This window comes from Actinoplanes auranticolor, from assembly GCF_018332655.1.
Classification (GTDB): Bacteria; Actinomycetota; Actinomycetes; order Mycobacteriales; family Micromonosporaceae; genus Actinoplanes; species Actinoplanes auranticolor.
In genome coordinates, this window is the sequence record NZ_BOQL01000025.1 from 1 (window position 1) to 18,609 (window position 18,609).

Here is an 18,609-nt window from a genome sequence, read left to right on the forward strand (position 1 = left end):
GGGTCAGCACGCAGGCCAGGGTCAGCACGCAGGCCAGGGCCAGCACGCAGGTCAAGCCCAAGGGCAGGGTCAGGAGCAAGGCCACGGCCAGCCCCAGTCCGAGCCGGGACAAGACCACGACCACGACCACGACCACGACCCGGGCAGCGGCGACGCCACCCCCTCCGGCAGCCAGCAGCACTGACCCCGAGGACCCCGCCTACAGGTAGAGCCCGGTCCCGTCCGACTCGACGCGGGTGGCGGCGACCGCGTGCACGTCGCGCTCGCGGAGCAGCACGTACTCCTTGCCGTGCAGCTCCACCTCGGCGCGGTCGTCCGGGTCGAACAGGACCCGGTCGCCGACGACGATGGAGCGGACGTTCGGGCCTACCCCGACGGCTTTCGCCCAGGACAGGCGGCGGCCCATCGATGCGGTGGCCGGGATGACGATGCCGGCGCTGGAGCGGCGTTCGCCGTCGCCGCCGTCGAGCCGGACGAGGACGCGGTCGTGCAACATCCGGATGGGCAGCCCGGCCTCGGTACGGGTGTCGGTGTTCACGACAGGACGGTACGCCCGCGCCTGAGATGGGTGGCCTTCAGCCCGGTCGAGGGTGGTGACGGGGTGGCCGGGCGGGACTGCACTACGGTGGGACCGGCGTGACGACGGACGAGGGGGTCTGCGGGTTGAGCCGCTTGCAACGGGTCCGGGCGAATCTGCGGCGTGCGTACGACAGTGGGCGGGAGTCCGTCCGGCTGGCCCGTACGGAGCGCGACCGGGGGTCGGAGGATCGGGACGTCGATTTCGAGCTGCCCGCGCCGGATCCGCCGGTTGATCACCGGTCGACCTCCAGCCGGGACGACGCCGAGGTGCCGCACTCGCTGCGGATCGCGGCCGCGTGGTCGTGGCGGCTCATCGTCGTCGGGGTCGTCGGCTGGGTGCTGGTGCGTTTCGTCGGCACCGTCAGCATCGTCGTGATCCCGCTGGCCATCGCCCTGCTGCTCTCGGCGCTGTTGTCGCCCGCCGTCGCCTGGCTGCGCCGGTACCGGGTGCCGGCGTCGCTGGCGACCTTCCTGGTGCTGATCGGGGGCATCGGTGCCGTCGCGGGCACGTTGACGCTGGTCGTCAGCCAGTTCGTGGACGGGGTGGGCGAGCTCACCGACAAGGCGATCAGTGGCGTGCGGCAGATCCAGGAGTGGGCCCGCACCGGCCCGCTGCACCTGTCGGACCAACAGGTGAACCAGGCCATCGACTCGGCCCAGAACTGGATCAACGCGAACACGTCGTCGCTGACCGCGACCGGGGTGGCCACCGCGGCGACCCTGTTCGAGGTGCTGACCGGCACGCTGCTGGTGCTCTTCGCGACGTTCTTCTTCCTGCGCGACGGCCGCAAGATCTGGCGTTTCCTGGTGCGGCTCTTCCCGGTCAACGCCCGCTGGAGCCTGGCCGACGCGGGCGACGCCTCCTGGTCGACGCTGGGCTCCTACGTACGTGCGACCGTGCTGGTGGCTTTCATCGACGCCACCGGCATCGGCCTGGCGCTGGTGATCCTCGACGTCCAGTTCCCGTTCCCGCTGGCAGCGCTGGTGTTCCTGGGCGCGTTCATCCCGATCGTGGGCGCGAGCGTGTCGGGCGCGGTGGCGGTGCTGGTCGCGCTGGTCGACCAGGGCTGGGTGATCGCGCTGATCGTGCTGGGCGCGGTGATCCTGGTCCAGCAGGTCGAGGGCCACATCCTGCAGCCGTTGATCATGGGCCGGGCGGTGGCCATCCACCCGCTGGTCGTGATCATCGGCATCGCCTCCGGCGTGGTGCTGGCCGGCATCATCGGGGCCCTGGTGGCGGTCCCGCTGATCGCGGTGCTCAACACCGGGGTACGGCGGCTCGCCCGTCAGCGCCCGGAAGCCCCACCGGATGCCGTGGTCGTGCCGGCCGGAAACGCCACCACCCCGGCCTGACCGTCATCCCGGGCCCCGGTCACCACCCCGGGCCGGGTCGTCACCAGCCGAGGTAGCTGCGGGTCAGCGCGGCCACGTGCTCGACCACGTCGATGCCGGGCTGCTTGTCGCCGTGGCCGTGGGACAGCACCACCACGGAGGTGTCGGTGCCGGTGCCGCTGATCCGGCCCATGCTGTTGATGATCCAGCGTCCGTCCTCGGCCGTCCGTGACACCCAGCCGTTCTTCAGGGCGGCCCGCTCGCCCGGCAGGGCCGCCGCGCTGACCCCCCACTTCTGGTCGGCGTTCACCGACGACATGAGCTCGAGCATCAGCTCCCGGGAGTCCTCGTCGAGGGCGCTGCCCGGATCCGTCAGCGCGGCGAGCACCTCGAGCTGGTCGTCGGCCGTGGTCCGGGTCAGGCCCCAGGACTCGTCCGGGTCGGTGTCGCTCAGGCCCAGGCGCTCACCCGCCGCGCGCAGCCCGTCCGGACCGCCGACCGCGTCGTACACCTTGCTGGCGGCGTTGTTGTCGCTGGCCCGGATCATCTTCGTCACGCGCTTCTTCTCGGCCGTGGTGAGCTCGCGTCCCTCGTCCTGGGCCTTGAGCAGCAACGCCGCCAGCAACTCGGCCTTGATGATGCTCGCGGACTCCTGCCGCCGCCCGCCGTGGTAGCTGAACCGGCGCCCGGTCTTGCGGTCGGCGACCGCGACGGAGAACTCCGGGACGGTGGCGGCGTAGCTGTCGAGCGCCTTGGTGAGGCGGCCGACCCGCTGCTGCCACGAGCCGGTCGCCTTGGACCGGTCGACCTGGTCGCCCTGTTGCGGGCCCTGGAAGACCGCACCGACCGGTGCCTTGATGGCGGCGCCGAGCGTCCTCAGGTCGGTGGTCTCCAGCCGGCCCACGTGCGACGGGCGGGTCACCGCGCGCGCGGGCTGGCCGCGCAGGGCGGCGGCCAGGAACGTCTGCCAGATCCGGTACGGCATCCCGTCGCCGTTGATGGCCTTGCCGTTCTTCTCGCGGATGGGTCCGGGCTGTTCCCGGCCGATCCACGTCACCGCGGCCAGTCCGGGGGCCCAGCCGGCCGTCCACGCGTCGGAGGAGTCGGTGGTGTCACCCCATTGCTGGGAGCCGGTCTTCGCGGCGGCGTCGACCCCGGCGACCTCGCCGTCCTTGGCCACGACCTTGGACAGGACGGTCTGCACGTCAGCGGCCACGGCACCGGAGAGCACCCGCTCCGGCTTCCCGGCGTACAGGTGCAGCACGGCGCCCTTGGCGGTGATGACCGAGTCGACGAAGTGCCGGTCCCGGCGCCGGCCCTGGTCGGCGAGGGTGGCGTAGACGGTGGCCAGGTCGGCCGGCGCGACCGGATACCGGCCGAGGGCGATGTCGGGGCGGGTACGGCCCGGAGCCGGATCGCCCGCGACGTCCACCATGGTCGGCTGCTTGCCGTACTTCTCGGGCACGCCGAGGCGGTGGGCGAGGCCCCGGATGGTGTCCGGGCCGATCTGTTCGGCCAGCGCGTAGAACGGCGTGTTGAGCGAGTGCACCATGGCCTGGTCGAGCGGGCACACCGGGCACTGCAGGTTGCGCTGGTTGTACAGCGGCACTCCCTGCCGGCTCGGGAACTGGCGGGGTGAGCTGCCGTTGTACAGCGACTGGAAGCCGATGCCACGCTCCTCGGCGGCGGCCAGGACGACCGGTTTGATGGTCGAGGCCGGCGGGCGGGCGGCGAGCGCGTCGTCGAAGTAGCCACGGCCCCGGTCGCCGCCGTAGTAGGCGCGTACCCCGCCGCTGGCCGGGTCGATGGCCACCAGGGCGGTCCGCAGCTCCTTGGGCTGGCCCCGCAGCGCCGCGGCCACCGCGTCGGAGGCGGCGCCCTGGGCGGTGAAGTCGATCGTGGTGGTGATCCGCAGGCCACCGGTGCGCACCTGCTGGCGGCTGATGCCCGCCCGCACCAGTTCGTCCTCGACCCGGTCGGCGATCAGGCCGGCGGCACCGCCGACGGTGTTCGCGGTGACCGACTCCTTGGCGACGGCCGGATACGGCGCGCGGTCAGCCTCGCCGGCGGGCAGCCAGCCCTGCTCGGTCATGGCCCGCAGGATCCACCGCCACCGGGTCTGCGCCCACTCGGCGTCGGCGGCCGGGTCGCCGCGGGTGGGGTCCTTGATGAGTGCGGCCAGCACCGCCCCCTGGTAGCCGGTCAGACGGTCGACCGTCGTACCGAAGTAGGCGTGCGCCGCGGCCTGGATGCCGTACGCGCCGCGGCCGAAGTAGATGGTGTTGAGGTAGCGCTGGAGGATCTCGTCCTTGCTGAACCGGTTCTCGACCTTCAGTGCGAGGGCGAACTCCTTGGCCTTGCGGCTGACCGTGCGGTCCTGGGTGAGGTACGCGTTCCGCACGTACTGCTGGGTGATGGTCGACGCCCCCTGACCACTGTCGTGGAAGACGTTGGCCCACAGTGCCCGCAGCACCCCGCGGGTGGAGACGCCGGCGTGGTCGTAGAAGCCGCGGTCCTCGGCCGCCAGGAACGCCCGCTGGACCGGCACCGGGACCTGGCTCAGCCCGACGTCGGTGCGGTCGGTCGCGCCGATGCGGGTGAGCACCGTGCGACCGTCGCGGTAGTACAGGACCGAGGCCTGTGGCGGCACCGGATCCGGTGGCAGGTCGACGCTCGCCACATAACCGGCGACACCTGCGCCGAGTCCCACCGCCCCCACCACGAGTGCCGCCACCGTGCGACGGCACCACCGCGGCAGGGTGAAGCGCTTGCGATGCGAGGCCGGTCCCGGATCCGCGGTGACCGTCATGAAGCGGGGTCCCTTCGACGTCCACGTCGGTGTCGATCAACACCTGACCAGTAGACGGATGAGACGGTGGTTTTGTTGCTTATCGGAGGAAAGTAGTCATGGCGGTACGGGCGGTCAGGACTTCGCCAGGCGCTGGAGGGCGCCGACCGCGACCTCCGGGCGGGTCGTGTACCAGAACGGGGGCAGGGACTTGCGCAGGAAGGCGCCGTAGCCGCGGGCCGTCTCCAGGCGGGAGTCCAGCACGGCGACCACTCCCTTGTCGCCGGTCGAGCGGATCAGCCGGCCCACCCCCTGGGCCAGGCGCACCGCGGCGATGGGGACGCTGACCGAGGCGAAGCCGGAACCGCCCGTGGCGTCCACGGCGGCGGCGCGGGCGGCGGCCAGCGGCTCGTCCGGGCGCGGGAACGGCAGCCGGTCGATGACCACCAGCTGGCAGGCGTCGCCGGGGACGTCCACGCCCTGCCACAGCGACATCACGCCGAACAGGCAGCTTTCCTTCTGCTCGCGGAACTTGCGGACCAGGATCGGCAGCGACTCCTCGCCCTGCAACAGCACCGGCAGGTCGGTGCGGGCGCGCAGCAGCTCGGCGGCCTGGGTGGCCGCGCGGCGGGAGGAGAACAAACCCAGAGTACGGCCGCCGAGGGCCTCCACCAGCTTGAGCAGCTCCTCACCGGCGGGGTCGGGCAGACCGGAGGCGGCCGGGCGGGGCAGGTGCGCGGCGACGTACAGGATGCCCTGGCGGGGGTAGTCGAACGGGGAGCCGACGTCCAGTGAGCTCCAGCCGTCACCGGAGACCGGCGGCGCGTCCGCGGTCAGGCCGGCGCCGGAGCGGGCCGCCGGGACGGGAGCCGGGGCCGGCAGCCCGAGGGAACGGGCCACCGTGTCGAAGCGGCCGCCCAGCGTCAGCGTCGCCGAGGTGGCGACCACCGTGCGCTCTTCGTACAGGTTGGTGGCCAGGGTGCCGGCGACCGAGAGCGGGGCCACCACCAGGGCCCGGCGGCCGTTGCCGAGGTCGGACTTCTCCACCCAGGCCACGTCGTACTGGTCTTCCTCCAGCAGCCGCTGGGCCGTGGTCGAGATGTCGTCCAGGGTCGCCTTGGCCTGCTGCTTGCGGACCGGGTCGGGGTCATCGTTCTTGATGTCACCGATCGCGTCCAGCGCGGCCCGGGTGGCCGAGTCGATCAGCAGCACGGCCTGGTGCAGCAGCGGGGGCAGGCCCGTGGTCAGGCGGCCCGCCGGGAGGTCGCTCAGGCCGACGGTCAGCGCGTCGGCCGCCTCCGCCAGCGCCTCCGCGGCGGCCGCGGAGACCAGCGGCCTGGCCCGCCGGGACGCCCGCTCGACCGCCTCCGGGGTCAGCTCGGCCTGCGCGGCCGAGGACACCCGGTCGGCCAGCTCGTGCGCCTCGTCGACGATCAGGAGCTTGTGCGGGGGGACGATGTTGCGTTCGGCGAGCATGTCGACCGCGAGCAGGCTGTGGTTGGTCACCACGATGTCGGCCTCGCGGGCGCGCACCCGGGAGGCCTCCGCGAAGCACTCGGCGCCGTACGGGCAGCGGGCCGCGCCCACGCAGTCGCGGGCCGGCATCGACACCTGCCGCCAGGCGGTCTCGTCGACACCCGGGTCGAGCTCGTCGCGGTCGCCGGTCTTCGTCTTCTCCGCCCAGGCCTGCACACGCAGGATCTGCTTGCCGAGCTTGCCGGCCTCACCCAGCCACTGGGTCGCGCGCGGCGGCGCGTCGTCGAAGAGGGTGTCGGTCGGCGCCTCCTCGTCGGCGTGCTCGAGCTTGGCCACGCAGAGGTAGTGGTGCCGGCCCTTGAGCACCGCGAAGGTCGGGCGGCGGCCCAGCACCGGCTCCACCGCGTCGGCCAGCCGGGGCAGGTCGTGCTCGACGAGCTGGTTCTGCAGGGCCAGGGTCGCGGTGGAGACCACCACCGGGCCGTCGACCAGCAGGGCCGGCGTCAGGTAGGCCAGGGACTTGCCGGTGCCGGTGCCGGCCTGCACGAGCAGATGTTCGCGTTGCTTGACGGCCCGCTCGATGGCCGCGGCCATCTCCTCCTGGCCGGGCCGGGAGGCGCCGCCCGGGACAGCGCCGACGGCGGCGGCGAGAAGCTGGGACGCGGTTGCCTTCTTGCGGGTCGCGGCAGTCACGTCGGAGACCGTACCCGCCACCACCGACGAAACCATGTCACCGTTAGGGTCTTGTCATGCCGAGCGAGATGGTCCGGGTCGTCTACACCAAGTACGACGGCTCCGCCCACCGCGACTACCCGGCCCGCCGGCTCAACGAGGACGAGCTGGGTGTCTGGGTCGGTGTGACCCGCGGCACGGAGTCCGTCTACCACGGCCTGCCGTCGGTCGAGCAGATCCCGTTCGTGCTGCTGATCCCGCACCGGGCGTGGTGGACCGGGATGTTCAACCCGCCGCCGCGCACCAGCGAGGTCTACTGCGACATCACCACCCCGGCGCGCTGGGAGGGTGACACCGTGTACATCGTCGACCTGGACCTGGACGTCTCGCGGCGCCGTGACACCGGGGTGATCGAGCTGCGCGACGAGGACGAGTTCGCCGACCACCAGGTGCGCTTCGGCTATCCGGACGACCTGGTCACCGAGGCCCGGGCCGCCGCCAAGCGCCTGTTCGTGGCCCTGGGCGACGGCTCCGAACCGTTCGCTACGACGTACCGGAAATGGCTCTCAGCGGTCGTCGACTGACCGCAGCTTGGCCGGGTTGAGCTGGTTGTAGACGGCCGTGACGCGGCCGTCGGCGACGGCCACCGTGAGCACGAAGAGCAGCGGGCGCCCGGTCGGGTAGCGCCCGCGGACCAGGACGCCCGCGTCGCCGTTGACCAGCACCGGCTCGACCGTGACGTCGGTGTACTCCTGCGCCCGCCGGCTCAGGATGCCGATGTAGAAGCGGGCCACGCGGTCCAGGCCGACGACCGGGTTGAGGCCGGCGTTGACCACGCCGCCGCCGTCGCCGATCGCCACCACCTCGGGCGCCAGCACGGCCGCGAGGGCCTGCAGGTCACCGGAGGCCGCCGCGGCCAGGAACGCGTCGAGCACCTTGCGTTGCTCGGGCAGATCCGCGGTGTGCCGGGCCTGTCCCTGGGCAATGGCCCGCCGGCCCCGCGAGGCGTGCTGGCGCGCCGCGGAGACGCTGGTGTTGAGCACCGTGGCGACCTCCTCGAACGGGACCGCGAACGCGTCGTGCAGGACCACCGCGACCCGCTGCTCGGGCGTGAGCTTCTCCAGCACCACGAGCAGCGCGAGGCTGACCTCCGTACGCTGGGTGACCCGTTCCGCGGGGTCGTCGAGGAACGACACCACCGGCTCCGGCAGCCACTGGCCGGGGTAGGCCTCGCGGCGGACCCGGGCCGACTTGAGCACGTCCAGGCAGATCCGGCCGGTGATCGTGGTCAGCCAGCCGCGCAGGTCGTGGATCTCCCCGCCGGTGCGGGCCTTGTGGTATCGCAGCCAGGTCTCCTGGACGGCGTCCTCGGCCTCGGCGCGGCTGCCGAGCATCCGGTACGCGACGGCCAGCAGGTGTGGGCGCTCAGCTTCGAAAGGGTCCGACGGCATGGGGGAATTCTGAAGGACATTGCCCGGTCACAGGTGTCACGTATGACACAGTGGTGAGCGCGATAAGAGTATTTGGTCCTATTTCGCGTTTGAGGGGGGCAGACGGTGGCGAACGACGTGGCGACCCTGCTGGGCGCGTTGGCCGGCGTGGCGGGAGCCACCGGCGCGGCGACACTCGGCGTCGCGGTGGCTCGCCGGCCGCGACCGTACCTGCCCGCCGGGCATGCGCTGGTGGGCAGCCAGGCCGGCGATCCGCTGCCCGGTGTGCTGCGCCGCGGGCTGGCCGGCCTCACCGTCCCGGTGCGCCCGGGTCCGCACGGCGAGCTGTTCCTCGGCTCCGGGGTGCCGCAACCCGGCCGTACGTTGCGCCGGATGGTCCTGTCCCCGCTGTTCGCCCGGGCCCAGGCGCGCGGCGGCCGGCTCTGCCGGGACCAGCGGGTGCCGTTCCGGCTGGTCGTCGAGTTCACCGGGCCGGTCCGGGACGCGGACACCCTGCTGCGGGCGTACCGGATGCTCGACCAGCAGCTGCGCGACCACGCGCCGTTGCTGAGCCGCTGCGTCGACGGCCGCCTCGACCCGGGAGCCGTCACGGTCGCCATCACCGGCATCGTCGACGTCCGTGACCTGCTCGCCACGCAGTCCCGCCGGTACGCCTTCGCGGACGGCTCGTTCGACGACATCGGTGCCGCGTCGGCCCCGCCCGCGCTGGTGCCGATGATCAGTGAGCCGTGGAGCCGCCGGTTCGGCTGGGACGGGTGCGAGCCGATCTCCGCCGAGGAGCGGCACCTGCTGCACGCGCTGGTCCGCTCCGCGCACGAGGACGGGCGTACGGTCCGTGTCTGCGGGCTGCCCACCGGCTCCCGCAAGGCCCGGCAGGCGATCTGGACCGAGCTGGCCGGGGCCGGGGTGGACGTGATCGCCGACGTGGACCAGGCCGGACTGGCCCGGCATCTGCGCCGGCATCCCGTACTCCGGCCGGTGCCGCCGCGAGTGCCACCCCGGCGTCCCACGCCGGCCCCGCGGGCCACCGATCAGCACCCGGACATCGCCCCCGCCGTCTGAAAGATCCGCATAAGTGACGCTTCCAGGTGAACAGCAGGTGAACGAGCACTGAACTGCTGTTGAGCAGGGGTAGGCGGGCTCGGTACCCGGCGAGGCATTACCTAGCATTCCCTCGAATTCGCCAGACCCCGTCCACCCGCAAACGAGGTTCGCGCCGTGAAGTTCTCCTTCCGCCCCACCGAGGGCGCCTTCTACGAGCTGTTCACCCGGGCAGCCCAGAACCTCGTGCGTGGCACCGAGCTGCTCAACGAGCTGGCTCTGCCCGGGGTGGACGTGCAGTCGGTCAGCGACCGGCTGACCGACGTCGAGCACGACAGCGACCAGATCACCCACGAGCTGTACAAGAAGATCAACTCGACCTTCATCACGCCGTTCGACCGCGAGGACATCTACTCGCTGGGCTCGCAGCTCGACGACGTCATGGACCACCTCGAAGCGGTCGGCAACCTGCTCTACCTGTACGGCCTCACCGAGCTGCCGTCGCTGCCGCGCGAGATGCACGAGCTGGTCAACGTCCTCGACCAGCAGGCCAAGGTCACGGCCGACGCGATGCCGCGGCTCAAGACCATGAAGAATCTCGAGGAGTACTGGATCGAGATCAACCGCCTGGAGAACGACGGCGACCGGGCGTACCGGATGCTGCTGGTCCGGCTCTTCTCCGGCGAGTACGACGCGCTCACGGTGCTGAAGATGAAGGAGGTCGCCGACGAGCTCGAGGACGCGTGCGACGCCTTCGAGCGGGTGGCCAACACGGTCGAGACCATCACGGTCAAGGAGTCCTAGGCCTTGTCCGCCGAGCTCGTCGCAGTGCTCGCGGTGATCCTCGCCGCGATGGCCTTCGACTACACCAACGGTTTCCACGACGCGGCGAACGCCATCGCCACCAGCGTCAGCACCCGGGCCCTGACCCCGCGCGTCGCGCTCGCGATGGCCGCGGTCGGCAACTTCATCGGCGCCCACTTCGGCGCGGAGGTGGCCAAGACGGTCGGCGACGGCCTGGTCAAGCTGCCGCTCGGTATCCCCAGCCTGGGGGTCGTCTTCGCGGGCGTGGTCGGCGCGATCACCTGGAACCTCATCACCTGGTACTTCGGCCTGCCGTCGTCCTCGTCGCACGCGCTCTTCGGCGGCCTGGTCGGCGCGACGTTGTTCGCCACCGAGGGCACGGTCCAGTGGGCCACCATCGTCGAGAAGGTGCTGATCCCGATGGTGGCCTCGCCGCTGGTCGGTTTCATGCTGGGCTTCATCTTCATGGTCGCGATCATGTGGGCCTTCCGCCGGGGCCAGCCGGGCAAGCTGAACCGCGGCTTCCGCCACGCCCAGACGGTCTCGGCCGCGTTCATGTCCGTGGGACACGGCATGCAGGACGCGGCGAAGACCATGGGCATCATCGTGCTGGCGCTGTACACCGGCGGTTTCCAGGACAGCGCCACGCACATCCCGTGGTGGGTGTTCTGGACCTCGGCGGCGGTGCTCGCGGCCGGCACGTACGCGGGCGGCTGGCGCATCATCCGGACCCTGGGCCGCAAGATCATCGACCTCGGTCCGGCCGAGGGCTTCGCGGCCGAGACGGTGGCCAGCTCGGTGCTGTTCTTCAACGCACTGGTCCTGCACGCGCCGATCTCGACGACGCACACCATCACCTCGGCGATCATGGGCGTCGGCTCGACCAAGCGGCTGAGCGCGGTCCGCTGGAACGTCGCCGGCAACATCATCCTCGCCTGGATCACGACCTTCCCGGCGGCGGCGTTCATCGCCTGCCTGGTCTACTTCGCGGTCCGGCCGATCTTCGGCTGATCTGTCACAGATCGCTCCTCCTCGGTGTCTTCATGTCATCGACACCGAGGAGGAGACATGACCGGCAACACCAGGGTCCCCAGGACTGAGATCACCGGTGTCTACGGCGCCGTGCTCAAGAGGTTCACCAGGAAGATGTTCGGCGGGGTGCCCGAGGGCCTCGAAGTGCTGTGGCACAACCGGCAGGTGCTCAGCACCAGCATGGGCACGGGCCGCAGGGCCGCCAAGTGGCACGAGTGCGACGAGGACCTCAAGTCGTACGCCCACATGGCGGTGGCCGCGCTGGTCGGCTGCTCGTTCTGCCTGGACCTCGGCTACTTCCAGGCCCACAACAAGGGCCTGGACGAGGCCAAGGCCCGTGAGGTCCCGCGGTGGCGCGAGTCGCAGGTCTTCACGCCGCTGGAGCGCGACGTGCTGGAGTACGCCGAGGCGATGTCGCAGACCCCGCCGACCGTGACCGACGACCTCTCCGCCAGCCTGCTCAGCCGGCTCGGCGCCCCGGCGATGATCGAGCTCACCGCCTGGATCGCCTTCGCCAACCAGGCCGCGCGCATGAACGTCGCCCTCGGCATCGAGTCCGAGGGATTGTCGGCGTCGTGCGGCCTGGCGCCCCTGGCCCAGCCGAGCGGTGCCCCGGCGGGCGCATGACCGACGATCCGTTCCTCGCCCACCGCAGCCTGCTGTTCACGGTCGCCTACGAGATGCTCGGCTCGGCCGCCGACGCCGAGGACGTCGTGCAGGAGACCTGGCTGCGGTGGGCGGATCTCGGCGCCGAGGCCCAGCGCGGGATTCGCGACGGCCGGGCCTACCTGGTGCAGGTCGTCACCCGGCAGGCGCTCAACCGGATGCGGACGCTGGCCCGCCGGCGTGAGCAGTACGTCGGCGAGTGGTTGCCCGAGCCGCTGCTGACGAGCCCGGATGTGGCCGAGGACATCGAGCTGGCGGAGAGTGTCTCGTTCGCGATGCTGATGGTGCTGGAGACGCTCGGGCCCACCGAGCGGGCCGTGTTCGTGCTGCGTGAGGTGTTCGAGACGCCGTACGACGAGATCGCGGCCGCGGTCGGCAAGACGCCCGCGGCGGTGCGGCAGCTCGCCCATCGGGCCCGTGCGCATGTGGCTGCGCGGCGCCCGCGGGTGCGGGTGAGCCGGGCCGAGCAGGAGGCCGTCGTGGAGCGGTTCCGGGCCGCGGTCCGCGACGGCGACCTGCAAGGGCTGCTGGACGTGCTCGCGCCCGATGTCGTCCTGGTGTCGGACGGCGGCGGCGTCGTCGCCGCGGCTCGCCGCCCGATCGTGGCCGCCCGGCGGGTGGGTCCGCTGCTGGCGAGCGTGGCCGAGCTCGCCGGTGACTTCGCCGTGCTGCCGATGTGGCTCAACGGGGCGCCGGCGATGCGGCTCGACCTCGCCGGCGAGCTGGACACGGTGGTGAACCTGGTGATCGACGGCGGGCGGATCACCCGGATCTACGCGGTCCGCAACCCGCACAAGCTGGCCCGGCTCGGCGCGGAGGCCCGGCTCAGCCGGTGACCGGGTAGACGACGCCGAGCTGGGCGCGGATGGTGTCCATCAGGGTCATGATCTCCAGGGTCGTCCGGTGCGGCATCAGCGGGCTCTCCAGCAGGCCCTCGGCCAGGCAGCGCTGCACCTCCGCCGCCTCGTACTGGTAGCCGCTGCCCTCGAACGGGTAGGTGATCTCCTCCGGCTCCGCGCCCGCCCGGTGCAGCAGGAACGAGCGGGGCACGAAGAAGCCCTGCGGCAGGTCGATCCGGCCCAGCGTGCCGGTGATCGACGCGGCGTTGCGGGTCTCACCGACCAGGCTGCAGGTCAGGGCCGCGACGGCGCCCGAGTCGTAGCCCAGCAGCATGCCGGTGTTGTCGTCCACGCCCTCCGCGGTGAGCCGCGCCCAGCTGTGCACCGTCGCGGGGGAGCCGAGGATCAGGTGGGCCAGGTTGAGCGGGTAGACGCCCAGGTCGAGCAGGGCGCCGCCGCCCAGCGCGGGGTCACGCAGGCGGTGTGTCGCCTCGAACGGCCCCTGCAGCCCGAAGTCCGCGTGCACCGCGGTGACCTCGCCGATCGCGCCCTCGTCGACCAGCTCGACGATCCGCCGCACCGCCGGGTTGCAGCGCATCCACATGGCCTCCATCAGGAACAGGCCACGGCTGCCGGCCTCCCGCACCAGCCGCGCCGAGGATGCGTGGTCCAGGGTCATCGGCTTCTCGCACAGCACCGCCTTGCCGCCCGCCAGGCAGGCCAGCGCCGCGTCGAGGTGGAACGCGTGCGGGGTCGCCACGTAGATCACGTCGACGCCGGGGTCGGCGGCCAGCTCGGCCCAGGAGCCGTGGGCGCGGGCGAAGCCGTGCCGCTCGGCGAACGCGGTCGCGGCCGCACCGGTACGGGATCCGACGGCGGCGAGCTCGGCGCCGGGCACGAGCGGCAGGTCGGACGCGAAGGTACTGGCGATGCCGCCGGTGCCCAGGATGCCCCAGCGGACGTTCTTATCGGTCATGATCGCCACCGTATCCTCCGCGCGACGGGTAGCGCTGCCAGCCCGCGGCGGATGGGGCAGGATCAGCGGGTGAGCCAATCGATGCCGCTACCGGCGGCCATGCTGCAGCGGGCCCGCGACTTCGCCGGCCCGCCGGCCCCGGCCCGCCCGGCGGCCACCGTCGTGCTCCTGCGCCCGGGCGGTGCGAGCTTCGAGGTGTACGTGCTCAGACGCGCGTCGACGATGGTCTTCGGCGGCCTGCACGCCTTCCCGGGCGGCGGCGTCGACCGTAACGACCTCCCGCGGACGATCCGGAGCGATTGGCCCGAGCGGCTGGGCGTCCCCGAGCGGGAAGCGAAGGCCGTGGTGGGCGCGGCGGCCCGAGAGCTTTTCGAGGAGGCGGGAATCCTGCTCGCGGGCCCGGCCGGTGACGAGCTGGTGGGCGATGTCAGCGGGGACGACTGGGAGGCCGACCGGGTCGCCGTGCACCGGCGGGAGCTGACCATGACCGAGCTCCTCGACCGGCGGGACCTGCGGCTGCGGGACGATCTGCTCTTCCCGTGGGCCCGGTGGATCACCCCGGAGTTCGAGCCGAGGCGCTTCGACACCTGGTTCTTCGTGGCGGCCCTGCCTCCGGCCCAGACGGCGCGGGACGTTTCCGGTGAGGCCGACCGGACCATGTGGATCAGCCCGGCGGCCGCCAACGGCCTGGCCATGCTGCCACCTACGCGGGCGATGCTGGACGATCTGTCCCCGTACCGAAGTATTTCTGAAGTTGCGGCAGCCTCCGGAGAGCGGAACGCCGCCGCTCCTGTCATGCCCCGGGTCGAGCTGACGGAAGACGGCGGCGTGCTGCACCTGTGATCAGCCGAAGCGGCCGGTGATGTAGTCCTCGGTCTTCTTCTCGGCCGGGTTGCTGAAGATCTTCTGCGTGTCGTCGTACTCGATGAGCCGGCCGGGGTCGCCGGTCTTCTCGATCGAGAAGAAACCGGTCTTGTCGCTGACCCGGGCCGCCTGCTGCATGTTGTGCGTGACGATGATGATCGTGAACTGGTCCTTGAGCTTGAACATCAGGTCCTCGATGGCCAGCGTCGAGATCGGGTCGAGCGCCGAGCAGGGCTCGTCCATGAGCACGACCTGCGGCTGCACCGCGATGGTGCGGGCGATGCAGAGGCGCTGCTGCTGACCGCCGGAGAGGCCGGCACCCGGGCGGGCCAGGCGGTCCTTGACCTCGTCCCAGAGGTTGGCCGACTTCAGCGACTTCTCCGCCGCGTCGTCCAGCAGGGACTTCTTCTTGACGCCGTTGAGCTTCAGGCCCGCGACCACGTTCTCGTAGATCGACATCGTGGGGAACGGGTTGGGGCGCTGGAACACCATGCCGATCATCCGGCGTACGGCGGTGACGTCGACGTCGGAGTCGTAGATGTTCTGGTCGTCGATGGTGAGCCGGCCCTCGATGCGGGCGTTCGGCAGCACCTCGTGCATGCGGTTGATGGACCGCAGGAACGTCGACTTGCCGCAGCCGGAGGGGCCGATCAGGGCGGTGATCGTCTTCGGCTCCACGGTCATGGAGATGCTGTCGATCGCCTTGAACGAGCCGTAGTAGGACGAGACGTTGCTCGCCTCGATGCGCTTGGCCATGGGGGACACCTCTTTGTCAGGTCAGCCGGTTGCGGCGGGCGAGCAGCTTCGCCGCGATCGTCAGGATGAGGACCAGGGCGACCAGCGTCAGTGCCGCCGTCCAGGCGCGTTCCGGTGCGAACCGCGAGGCGTCACCGGCCTGCTGATACACGTACAGCGCCAGCGACGACTGGTTGCCGGCGAACGGGTCGAAGTTGATCGCGGCGGCGCCACCGGCCACCAGCAGCACCGGGGCGGTCTCGCCGGCGGCGCGGGCGACGGCGAGCATGACGCCGGTGACGATGCCGGGCAGTGCGGTCGGTAGGACGACCTTGACGATCGTCTTCCACTGCGGCACACCCAGTGCGTACGCACCCTCGCGCAGCGGGCCGGGCACCAGCCGCAGCATCTCCTCCGTGGACCGCACGATCGTCGGCAACATCAGCACGGTCAGCGCCAGTGAGGCGGCGAAGCCGGAGAAGCGCGGCGTGCCGTTGTTGAACCAGGGGCTGACGATCAGCACCCAGAACGCCAGGATGAACAGGCCGGCCACGATCGACGGGATGCCGGTCATGACGTCGACGAAGAAGCGCACGGTCAGGGCGAACTTGCCGCGGCCGTACTCGACCAGGTAGATCGCGCCCAGCACGCCCAGCGGGACTGCCATCAGGGTGGCGAGGCCGACCTGCTCCAGCGTGCCGATGATCGCGTGGTACGCGCCACCGTTGGGGTCCCGGGCGCCGATGTTGTTCATCGAGGTGCCGAAGAACTCGCCGTCGAGGCGGGCGGCGCCCTTGGAGACCAGCGTCCACACCACCGAGGCCAGCGGCAGGATCGCCAGGATGCAGGCCGCGTAGATCAGCGTCTTCCAGAGCCGGTTGCGGGCCGAGCGGCGCCCCTCGACGCGGGTCGCCGCGGCGAACATCCCGGCCAGGTAGAAGACGATGCCGACCACCACGACGAGGACCCAGTTGCCCAGGCCGAGGCCGAGCACGACCGCCGCGGCCACGATCAGCGCGACGACGGCGACGCCCAGGTCGACCGCCCACGGCAGCTTCTTCGACCGGATGTTGTCCGGCGTCATGACGACCCCGGGGACTTCCTTTTCCAGAAGACTCATGCGGCACTGTCCCGGAACTCGCGGCGGCGGTAGATGATCGCCCGCGCAGCCATGTTGACGACCAGGGTGATGGCGAAGAGCACCAGGCCGGAGGCGATGAGCGCACCGCGGCCGGTGGCGTTGGCCTCGCCGAAGGTGTTGGCGATGTTGGCGGCGATGCTGTTGCCGCCGCTCTCGATCAGGTTGAACGAGATGTTGAAGACGATGCCCAGGGTCAGGGCCAGGGCGATGGTCTCGCCGAGCGCGCGGCCCAGGCCCAGCATGATCGCGGCGATGACGCCGGGCTTGCCGTACGGCACCACCGCCGTGCGGATCATCTCCCACTTGGTGGCGCCCAGGGCCAGCGCCGCCTCCTCGTTCATCAGCGGGGTCTGCTGGAAGACCTCACGCGACAGCGACGTCACGATCGGCAGCACCATGATCGCCAGTACCAGGCTGCCGAGCAGGATCGACCGGCCGAACGGCCCGTCGCCCCCGAAGATCGGCAGCCAGCTGAAGTACTTGTTCAGCCAGACCGAGAAGTCCTGCACCGGTACCCGGAACACGTCCCGGCCCCAGAGGCCGAAGACGACGCTGGGCACCGCGGCGAGCAGGTCGATGATGAAGCCGAGCGGGTTGGCCAGGCGCTTGGGCGCGTAGTGCGAGAGGAAGAGGGCGATGCCCAGGGCGATGGGCACCGCGACGATCAGCGCGATGATCGAGGTCAGGACCGTGCCGAAGGCCAGCGCGGCGATGCCGAACTTGGGCTCGGCGTCGTTCGGGAACCAGGCCTTGTAGCTCAGGAAGTTCTCGGTGTTCGCCTGCAGGGCGGGCACGGCCTTCGAGATCAGGAAGATCGCGATGGCGACGATGATGACCAGCACCATCGCGCCGGCGGCCGTGCTGAGGGCCCGGAAGCCGGTCTCCATGGAGAACCGGGCCTTCCTGGGCAGGGCGCCCCCACCACCGAGCGGCGGGCGGCTGCCGTCGAGGTCATCGGGAGGTATCGGCGATAGGCCGCCGCCGGCGGACCGGGCGTGACGTGCTGTCACGCTCGATCCGCCGGCTTCGGTGCTCGCCGAGCGGGAGGGAAAGTCACCCATTCGCTCGCTCGCTGTCGTCTAGAGGGGTGGGAGCGCTGTGGTCAGATCAGGAGATGGCCGCGACCGAGGTCTCGACCTTGCTGCGGACTGCCTCCGGCAGCGGGGCGTAGCCGAGCTCAGCGAGCGCGGACTGGCCACCGGTGCTGGCGGTGTAGCTCAGGAAGCCCTTGATGGCCGCGGCCTTGGGGCTGCCCTTGCTGCAGGCGATCTCGTACGTGACCAGGACGATCGGGTACGCGCCGGCCTCGGTGGTGGTGTAGTCGATGTCGAGGGCCAGGTCGTTGCCGGTGCCCTTGACCTTGGCGCCGGCGATGGTCTTACCGGCGCTCTCGCCGGTGAGCTCGACGAACTCGCCCGCACCGTTCTTGATCTTGGCCATCTTCAGGTCGCTGTTCTCCGCGAAGGAGAGCTCGACGTAGGAGATGGCGCCGACCGTGCTCTTGACCGCGGTCGCCACGCCGTCCGACTTGGCCGCGCCGACGCCGCCCGGGGCCTTCCAGGCCTTGGCGTTGCCGAACGTCCAGTCCGCCTCGGCGGTCTTGCTCAGGTACTTGGTGAAGTTGTCGGTCGTGCCCGACTCGTCGGAGCGGTGCACGGACTGGATCGCCGTCGACGGGAGCTTGGCGTCGGCGTTCTCCGCCTTGATCGCCGGGTCGTCCCACTTGGTGACCTTGCCGGCGAAGATCTTGGCCAGGGTGGCCGGCGAGAACTGCAGGTTCTCGACGCCGTCGAGGTTGTAGACGACCGCGATGGGGCCGATCACCATCGGGAGGTTGAGCGCCTGGCCACCGGGGCACTTGGCGTCGGCCTGCGGCTGCTCATCCTCCTTGAGGGCGGAGTCGGAACCGGCGAAGTCGGCCGTGCCGGCGATGAACGCCTGGATGCCGGCGCCGGAGCCGGAGCTCTCGTAGCCGATCTTGGCGCCCGAGCACTGGCCCTGGTACGCCTTGATCCATTCGTCCATGGCGTTCTTCTGCGCTGAGGAACCCTGCGCCGTCAGGTCGCCGGCCGCGCAGTTCGCGGAGGCGGCCGAGGCGTCGCTGGCCGCGGGGGAGTCGGTGTTGTCAGAGCCGCATGCCGCGAGCGCTACCGAGGCGGTCAGGGCAATGCCGGCAACGTAGAACCGCTGGAGCTTCAACGGGTTTCCCTTCA

General features: G+C 71.1%; 18 protein-coding genes. 8 read left to right on the top strand and 10 right to left on the bottom strand.

The window, feature by feature from the left end:
• Window positions 1-181 (bottom strand): hypothetical protein (locus Aau02nite_RS15235; RefSeq protein ID WP_212989078.1); only part of this gene is annotated, 181 nt, incomplete at its 3' end.
• A gap of 18 nt (window positions 182-199) precedes the next feature.
• The gene (locus Aau02nite_RS15240) at window positions 200-496 is read right to left on the bottom strand and encodes a GroES family chaperonin (protein WP_212989171.1); all 297 of its coding nucleotides are present in this window, start codon (window positions 494-496) and stop codon (window positions 200-202) included.
• Between the two features lie 140 nt (window positions 497-636).
• On the opposite strand from Aau02nite_RS15240, the gene Aau02nite_RS15245 reads away from it, so the two are divergent.
• Window positions 637-1,932 carry an AI-2E family transporter gene (locus Aau02nite_RS15245; RefSeq protein ID WP_438841136.1) on the top strand — a complete coding sequence of 432 codons (1,296 nt, stop codon included), beginning with the start codon at window positions 637-639 and terminating at the stop codon, window positions 1,930-1,932.
• Between the two features lie 40 nt (window positions 1,933-1,972).
• Here Aau02nite_RS15245 and Aau02nite_RS15250 read toward each other — a convergent pair whose 3' ends face one another.
• Together Aau02nite_RS15250 and Aau02nite_RS15255 are read right to left on the bottom strand one after the other, a co-directional pair.
• Window positions 1,973-4,720: a transglycosylase domain-containing protein gene (locus tag Aau02nite_RS15250; protein WP_212989079.1), complete on the bottom strand. Its 2,748-nt coding sequence runs from the start codon at window positions 4,718-4,720 to the stop codon at window positions 1,973-1,975.
• A gap of 114 nt (window positions 4,721-4,834) precedes the next feature.
• On the bottom strand, window positions 4,835-6,904 hold the full coding sequence (locus tag Aau02nite_RS15255; RefSeq protein WP_212989080.1) for an ATP-dependent DNA helicase: 2,070 nt from the start codon (window positions 6,902-6,904) through the stop codon (window positions 4,835-4,837).
• 20 nt (window positions 6,905-6,924) lie between these two features.
• On the opposite strand from Aau02nite_RS15255, the gene Aau02nite_RS15260 reads away from it, so the two are divergent.
• Window positions 6,925-7,431 carry a DUF402 domain-containing protein gene (locus tag Aau02nite_RS15260; protein ID WP_212989081.1) on the top strand — a complete coding sequence of 169 codons (507 nt, stop codon included), beginning with the start codon at window positions 6,925-6,927 and terminating at the stop codon, window positions 7,429-7,431.
• On the opposite strand, the gene sigJ is transcribed toward Aau02nite_RS15260, so the two are convergent.
• On the bottom strand, window positions 7,414-8,298 hold the full coding sequence (gene sigJ / locus Aau02nite_RS15265) for an RNA polymerase sigma factor SigJ (protein WP_212989082.1): 885 nt from the start codon (window positions 8,296-8,298) through the stop codon (window positions 7,414-7,416). The two genes, Aau02nite_RS15260 and sigJ, sit on opposite strands and share 18 nt — an antisense overlap.
• 105 nt (window positions 8,299-8,403) lie before the next feature.
• Between sigJ and Aau02nite_RS15270 the strand changes: the two genes are divergently transcribed.
• From Aau02nite_RS15270 to Aau02nite_RS15290, 5 genes are all read left to right on the top strand, one after another.
• Window positions 8,404-9,360: a PI-PLC domain-containing protein gene (locus Aau02nite_RS15270; RefSeq protein WP_246595161.1), complete on the top strand. Its 957-nt coding sequence runs from the start codon at window positions 8,404-8,406 to the stop codon at window positions 9,358-9,360.
• 156 nt (window positions 9,361-9,516) lie between these two features.
• On the top strand, window positions 9,517-10,143 hold the full coding sequence (locus tag Aau02nite_RS15275) for a DUF47 domain-containing protein (protein WP_212989083.1): 627 nt from the start codon (window positions 9,517-9,519) through the stop codon (window positions 10,141-10,143).
• A 3-nt stretch (window positions 10,144-10,146) separates the two neighbouring features.
• Window positions 10,147-11,154, top strand: a complete 1,008-nt coding sequence (locus tag Aau02nite_RS15280; protein ID WP_212989084.1) for an inorganic phosphate transporter — start codon at window positions 10,147-10,149, stop codon at window positions 11,152-11,154.
• 57 nt (window positions 11,155-11,211) lie between these two features.
• Entirely contained in the window at window positions 11,212-11,802 is a 591-nt protein-coding gene (locus Aau02nite_RS15285) for a carboxymuconolactone decarboxylase family protein (protein ID WP_212989085.1), read from the top strand.
• Entirely contained in the window at window positions 11,799-12,677 is an 879-nt protein-coding gene (locus tag Aau02nite_RS15290) for an RNA polymerase sigma-70 factor (RefSeq protein WP_212989086.1), read from the top strand. The genes Aau02nite_RS15285 and Aau02nite_RS15290 overlap by 4 nt, the downstream gene beginning before the upstream one ends.
• Here the strand turns inward: Aau02nite_RS15290 and Aau02nite_RS15295 are convergent.
• Window positions 12,667-13,656 carry a Gfo/Idh/MocA family protein gene (locus tag Aau02nite_RS15295; RefSeq protein ID WP_212989087.1) on the bottom strand — a complete coding sequence of 330 codons (990 nt, stop codon included), beginning with the start codon at window positions 13,654-13,656 and terminating at the stop codon, window positions 12,667-12,669. The genes Aau02nite_RS15290 and Aau02nite_RS15295 overlap by 11 nt on opposite strands.
• An 81-nt stretch (window positions 13,657-13,737) precedes the next feature.
• On the opposite strand from Aau02nite_RS15295, the gene Aau02nite_RS15300 reads away from it, so the two are divergent.
• Window positions 13,738-14,499, top strand: coding sequence for an NUDIX hydrolase (locus tag Aau02nite_RS15300; RefSeq protein WP_212989173.1), 762 nt, complete (start codon window positions 13,738-13,740; stop codon window positions 14,497-14,499).
• Here the strand turns inward: Aau02nite_RS15300 and pstB are convergent, their stop codons facing one another.
• The 4 genes from pstB to pstS are packed head-to-tail and all read right to left on the bottom strand — an operon-like array spanning window position 14,500 to window position 18,595.
• Window positions 14,500-15,276: a phosphate ABC transporter ATP-binding protein PstB gene (gene pstB / locus Aau02nite_RS15305; RefSeq protein WP_212989088.1), complete on the bottom strand. Its 777-nt coding sequence runs from the start codon at window positions 15,274-15,276 to the stop codon at window positions 14,500-14,502.
• A 16-nt stretch (window positions 15,277-15,292) separates the two neighbouring features.
• On the bottom strand, window positions 15,293-16,339 hold the full coding sequence (gene pstA, locus Aau02nite_RS15310) for a phosphate ABC transporter permease PstA (protein ID WP_438841138.1): 1,047 nt from the start codon (window positions 16,337-16,339) through the stop codon (window positions 15,293-15,295).
• A 32-nt stretch (window positions 16,340-16,371) separates the two neighbouring features.
• The gene (pstC, locus tag Aau02nite_RS15315; RefSeq protein WP_212989090.1) at window positions 16,372-17,457 is read right to left on the bottom strand and encodes a phosphate ABC transporter permease subunit PstC; all 1,086 of its coding nucleotides are present in this window, start codon (window positions 17,455-17,457) and stop codon (window positions 16,372-16,374) included.
• A gap of 46 nt (window positions 17,458-17,503) precedes the next feature.
• Entirely contained in the window at window positions 17,504-18,595 is a 1,092-nt protein-coding gene (pstS, locus tag Aau02nite_RS15320) for a phosphate ABC transporter substrate-binding protein PstS (protein WP_212989091.1), read from the bottom strand.
• Between the last annotated feature and the right edge of the window lie 14 nt (window positions 18,596-18,609).

Coding starts and splice junctions, on each gene's coding strand:
- Aau02nite_RS15255 (WP_212989080.1), bottom strand. CDS start 6,904: ATGGTTTCGTCGGTGGTGGCGGGTACGGTCTCCGACGTGACTGCCGCG.
- Aau02nite_RS15285 (WP_212989085.1), top strand. CDS start 11,212: ATGACCGGCAACACCAGGGTCCCCAGGACTGAGATCACCGGTGTCTAC.
- Aau02nite_RS15290 (WP_212989086.1), top strand. CDS start 11,799: ATGACCGACGATCCGTTCCTCGCCCACCGCAGCCTGCTGTTCACGGTC.
- Aau02nite_RS15295 (WP_212989087.1), bottom strand. CDS start 13,656: ATGACCGATAAGAACGTCCGCTGGGGCATCCTGGGCACCGGCGGCATC.
- sigJ (WP_212989082.1), bottom strand. CDS start 8,298: ATGCCGTCGGACCCTTTCGAAGCTGAGCGCCCACACCTGCTGGCCGTC.
- Aau02nite_RS15250 (WP_212989079.1), bottom strand. CDS start 4,720: ATGACGGTCACCGCGGATCCGGGACCGGCCTCGCATCGCAAGCGCTTC.
- pstA (WP_438841138.1), bottom strand. CDS start 16,339: ATGACGCCGGACAACATCCGGTCGAAGAAGCTGCCGTGGGCGGTCGAC.
- pstC (WP_212989090.1), bottom strand. CDS start 17,457: ATGGGTGACTTTCCCTCCCGCTCGGCGAGCACCGAAGCCGGCGGATCG.
- Aau02nite_RS15300 (WP_212989173.1), top strand. CDS start 13,738: ATGCCGCTACCGGCGGCCATGCTGCAGCGGGCCCGCGACTTCGCCGGC.
- Aau02nite_RS15240 (WP_212989171.1), bottom strand. CDS start 496: ATGTTGCACGACCGCGTCCTCGTCCGGCTCGACGGCGGCGACGGCGAA.
- pstB (WP_212989088.1), bottom strand. CDS start 15,276: ATGGCCAAGCGCATCGAGGCGAGCAACGTCTCGTCCTACTACGGCTCG.
- Aau02nite_RS15260 (WP_212989081.1), top strand. CDS start 6,925: ATGCCGAGCGAGATGGTCCGGGTCGTCTACACCAAGTACGACGGCTCC.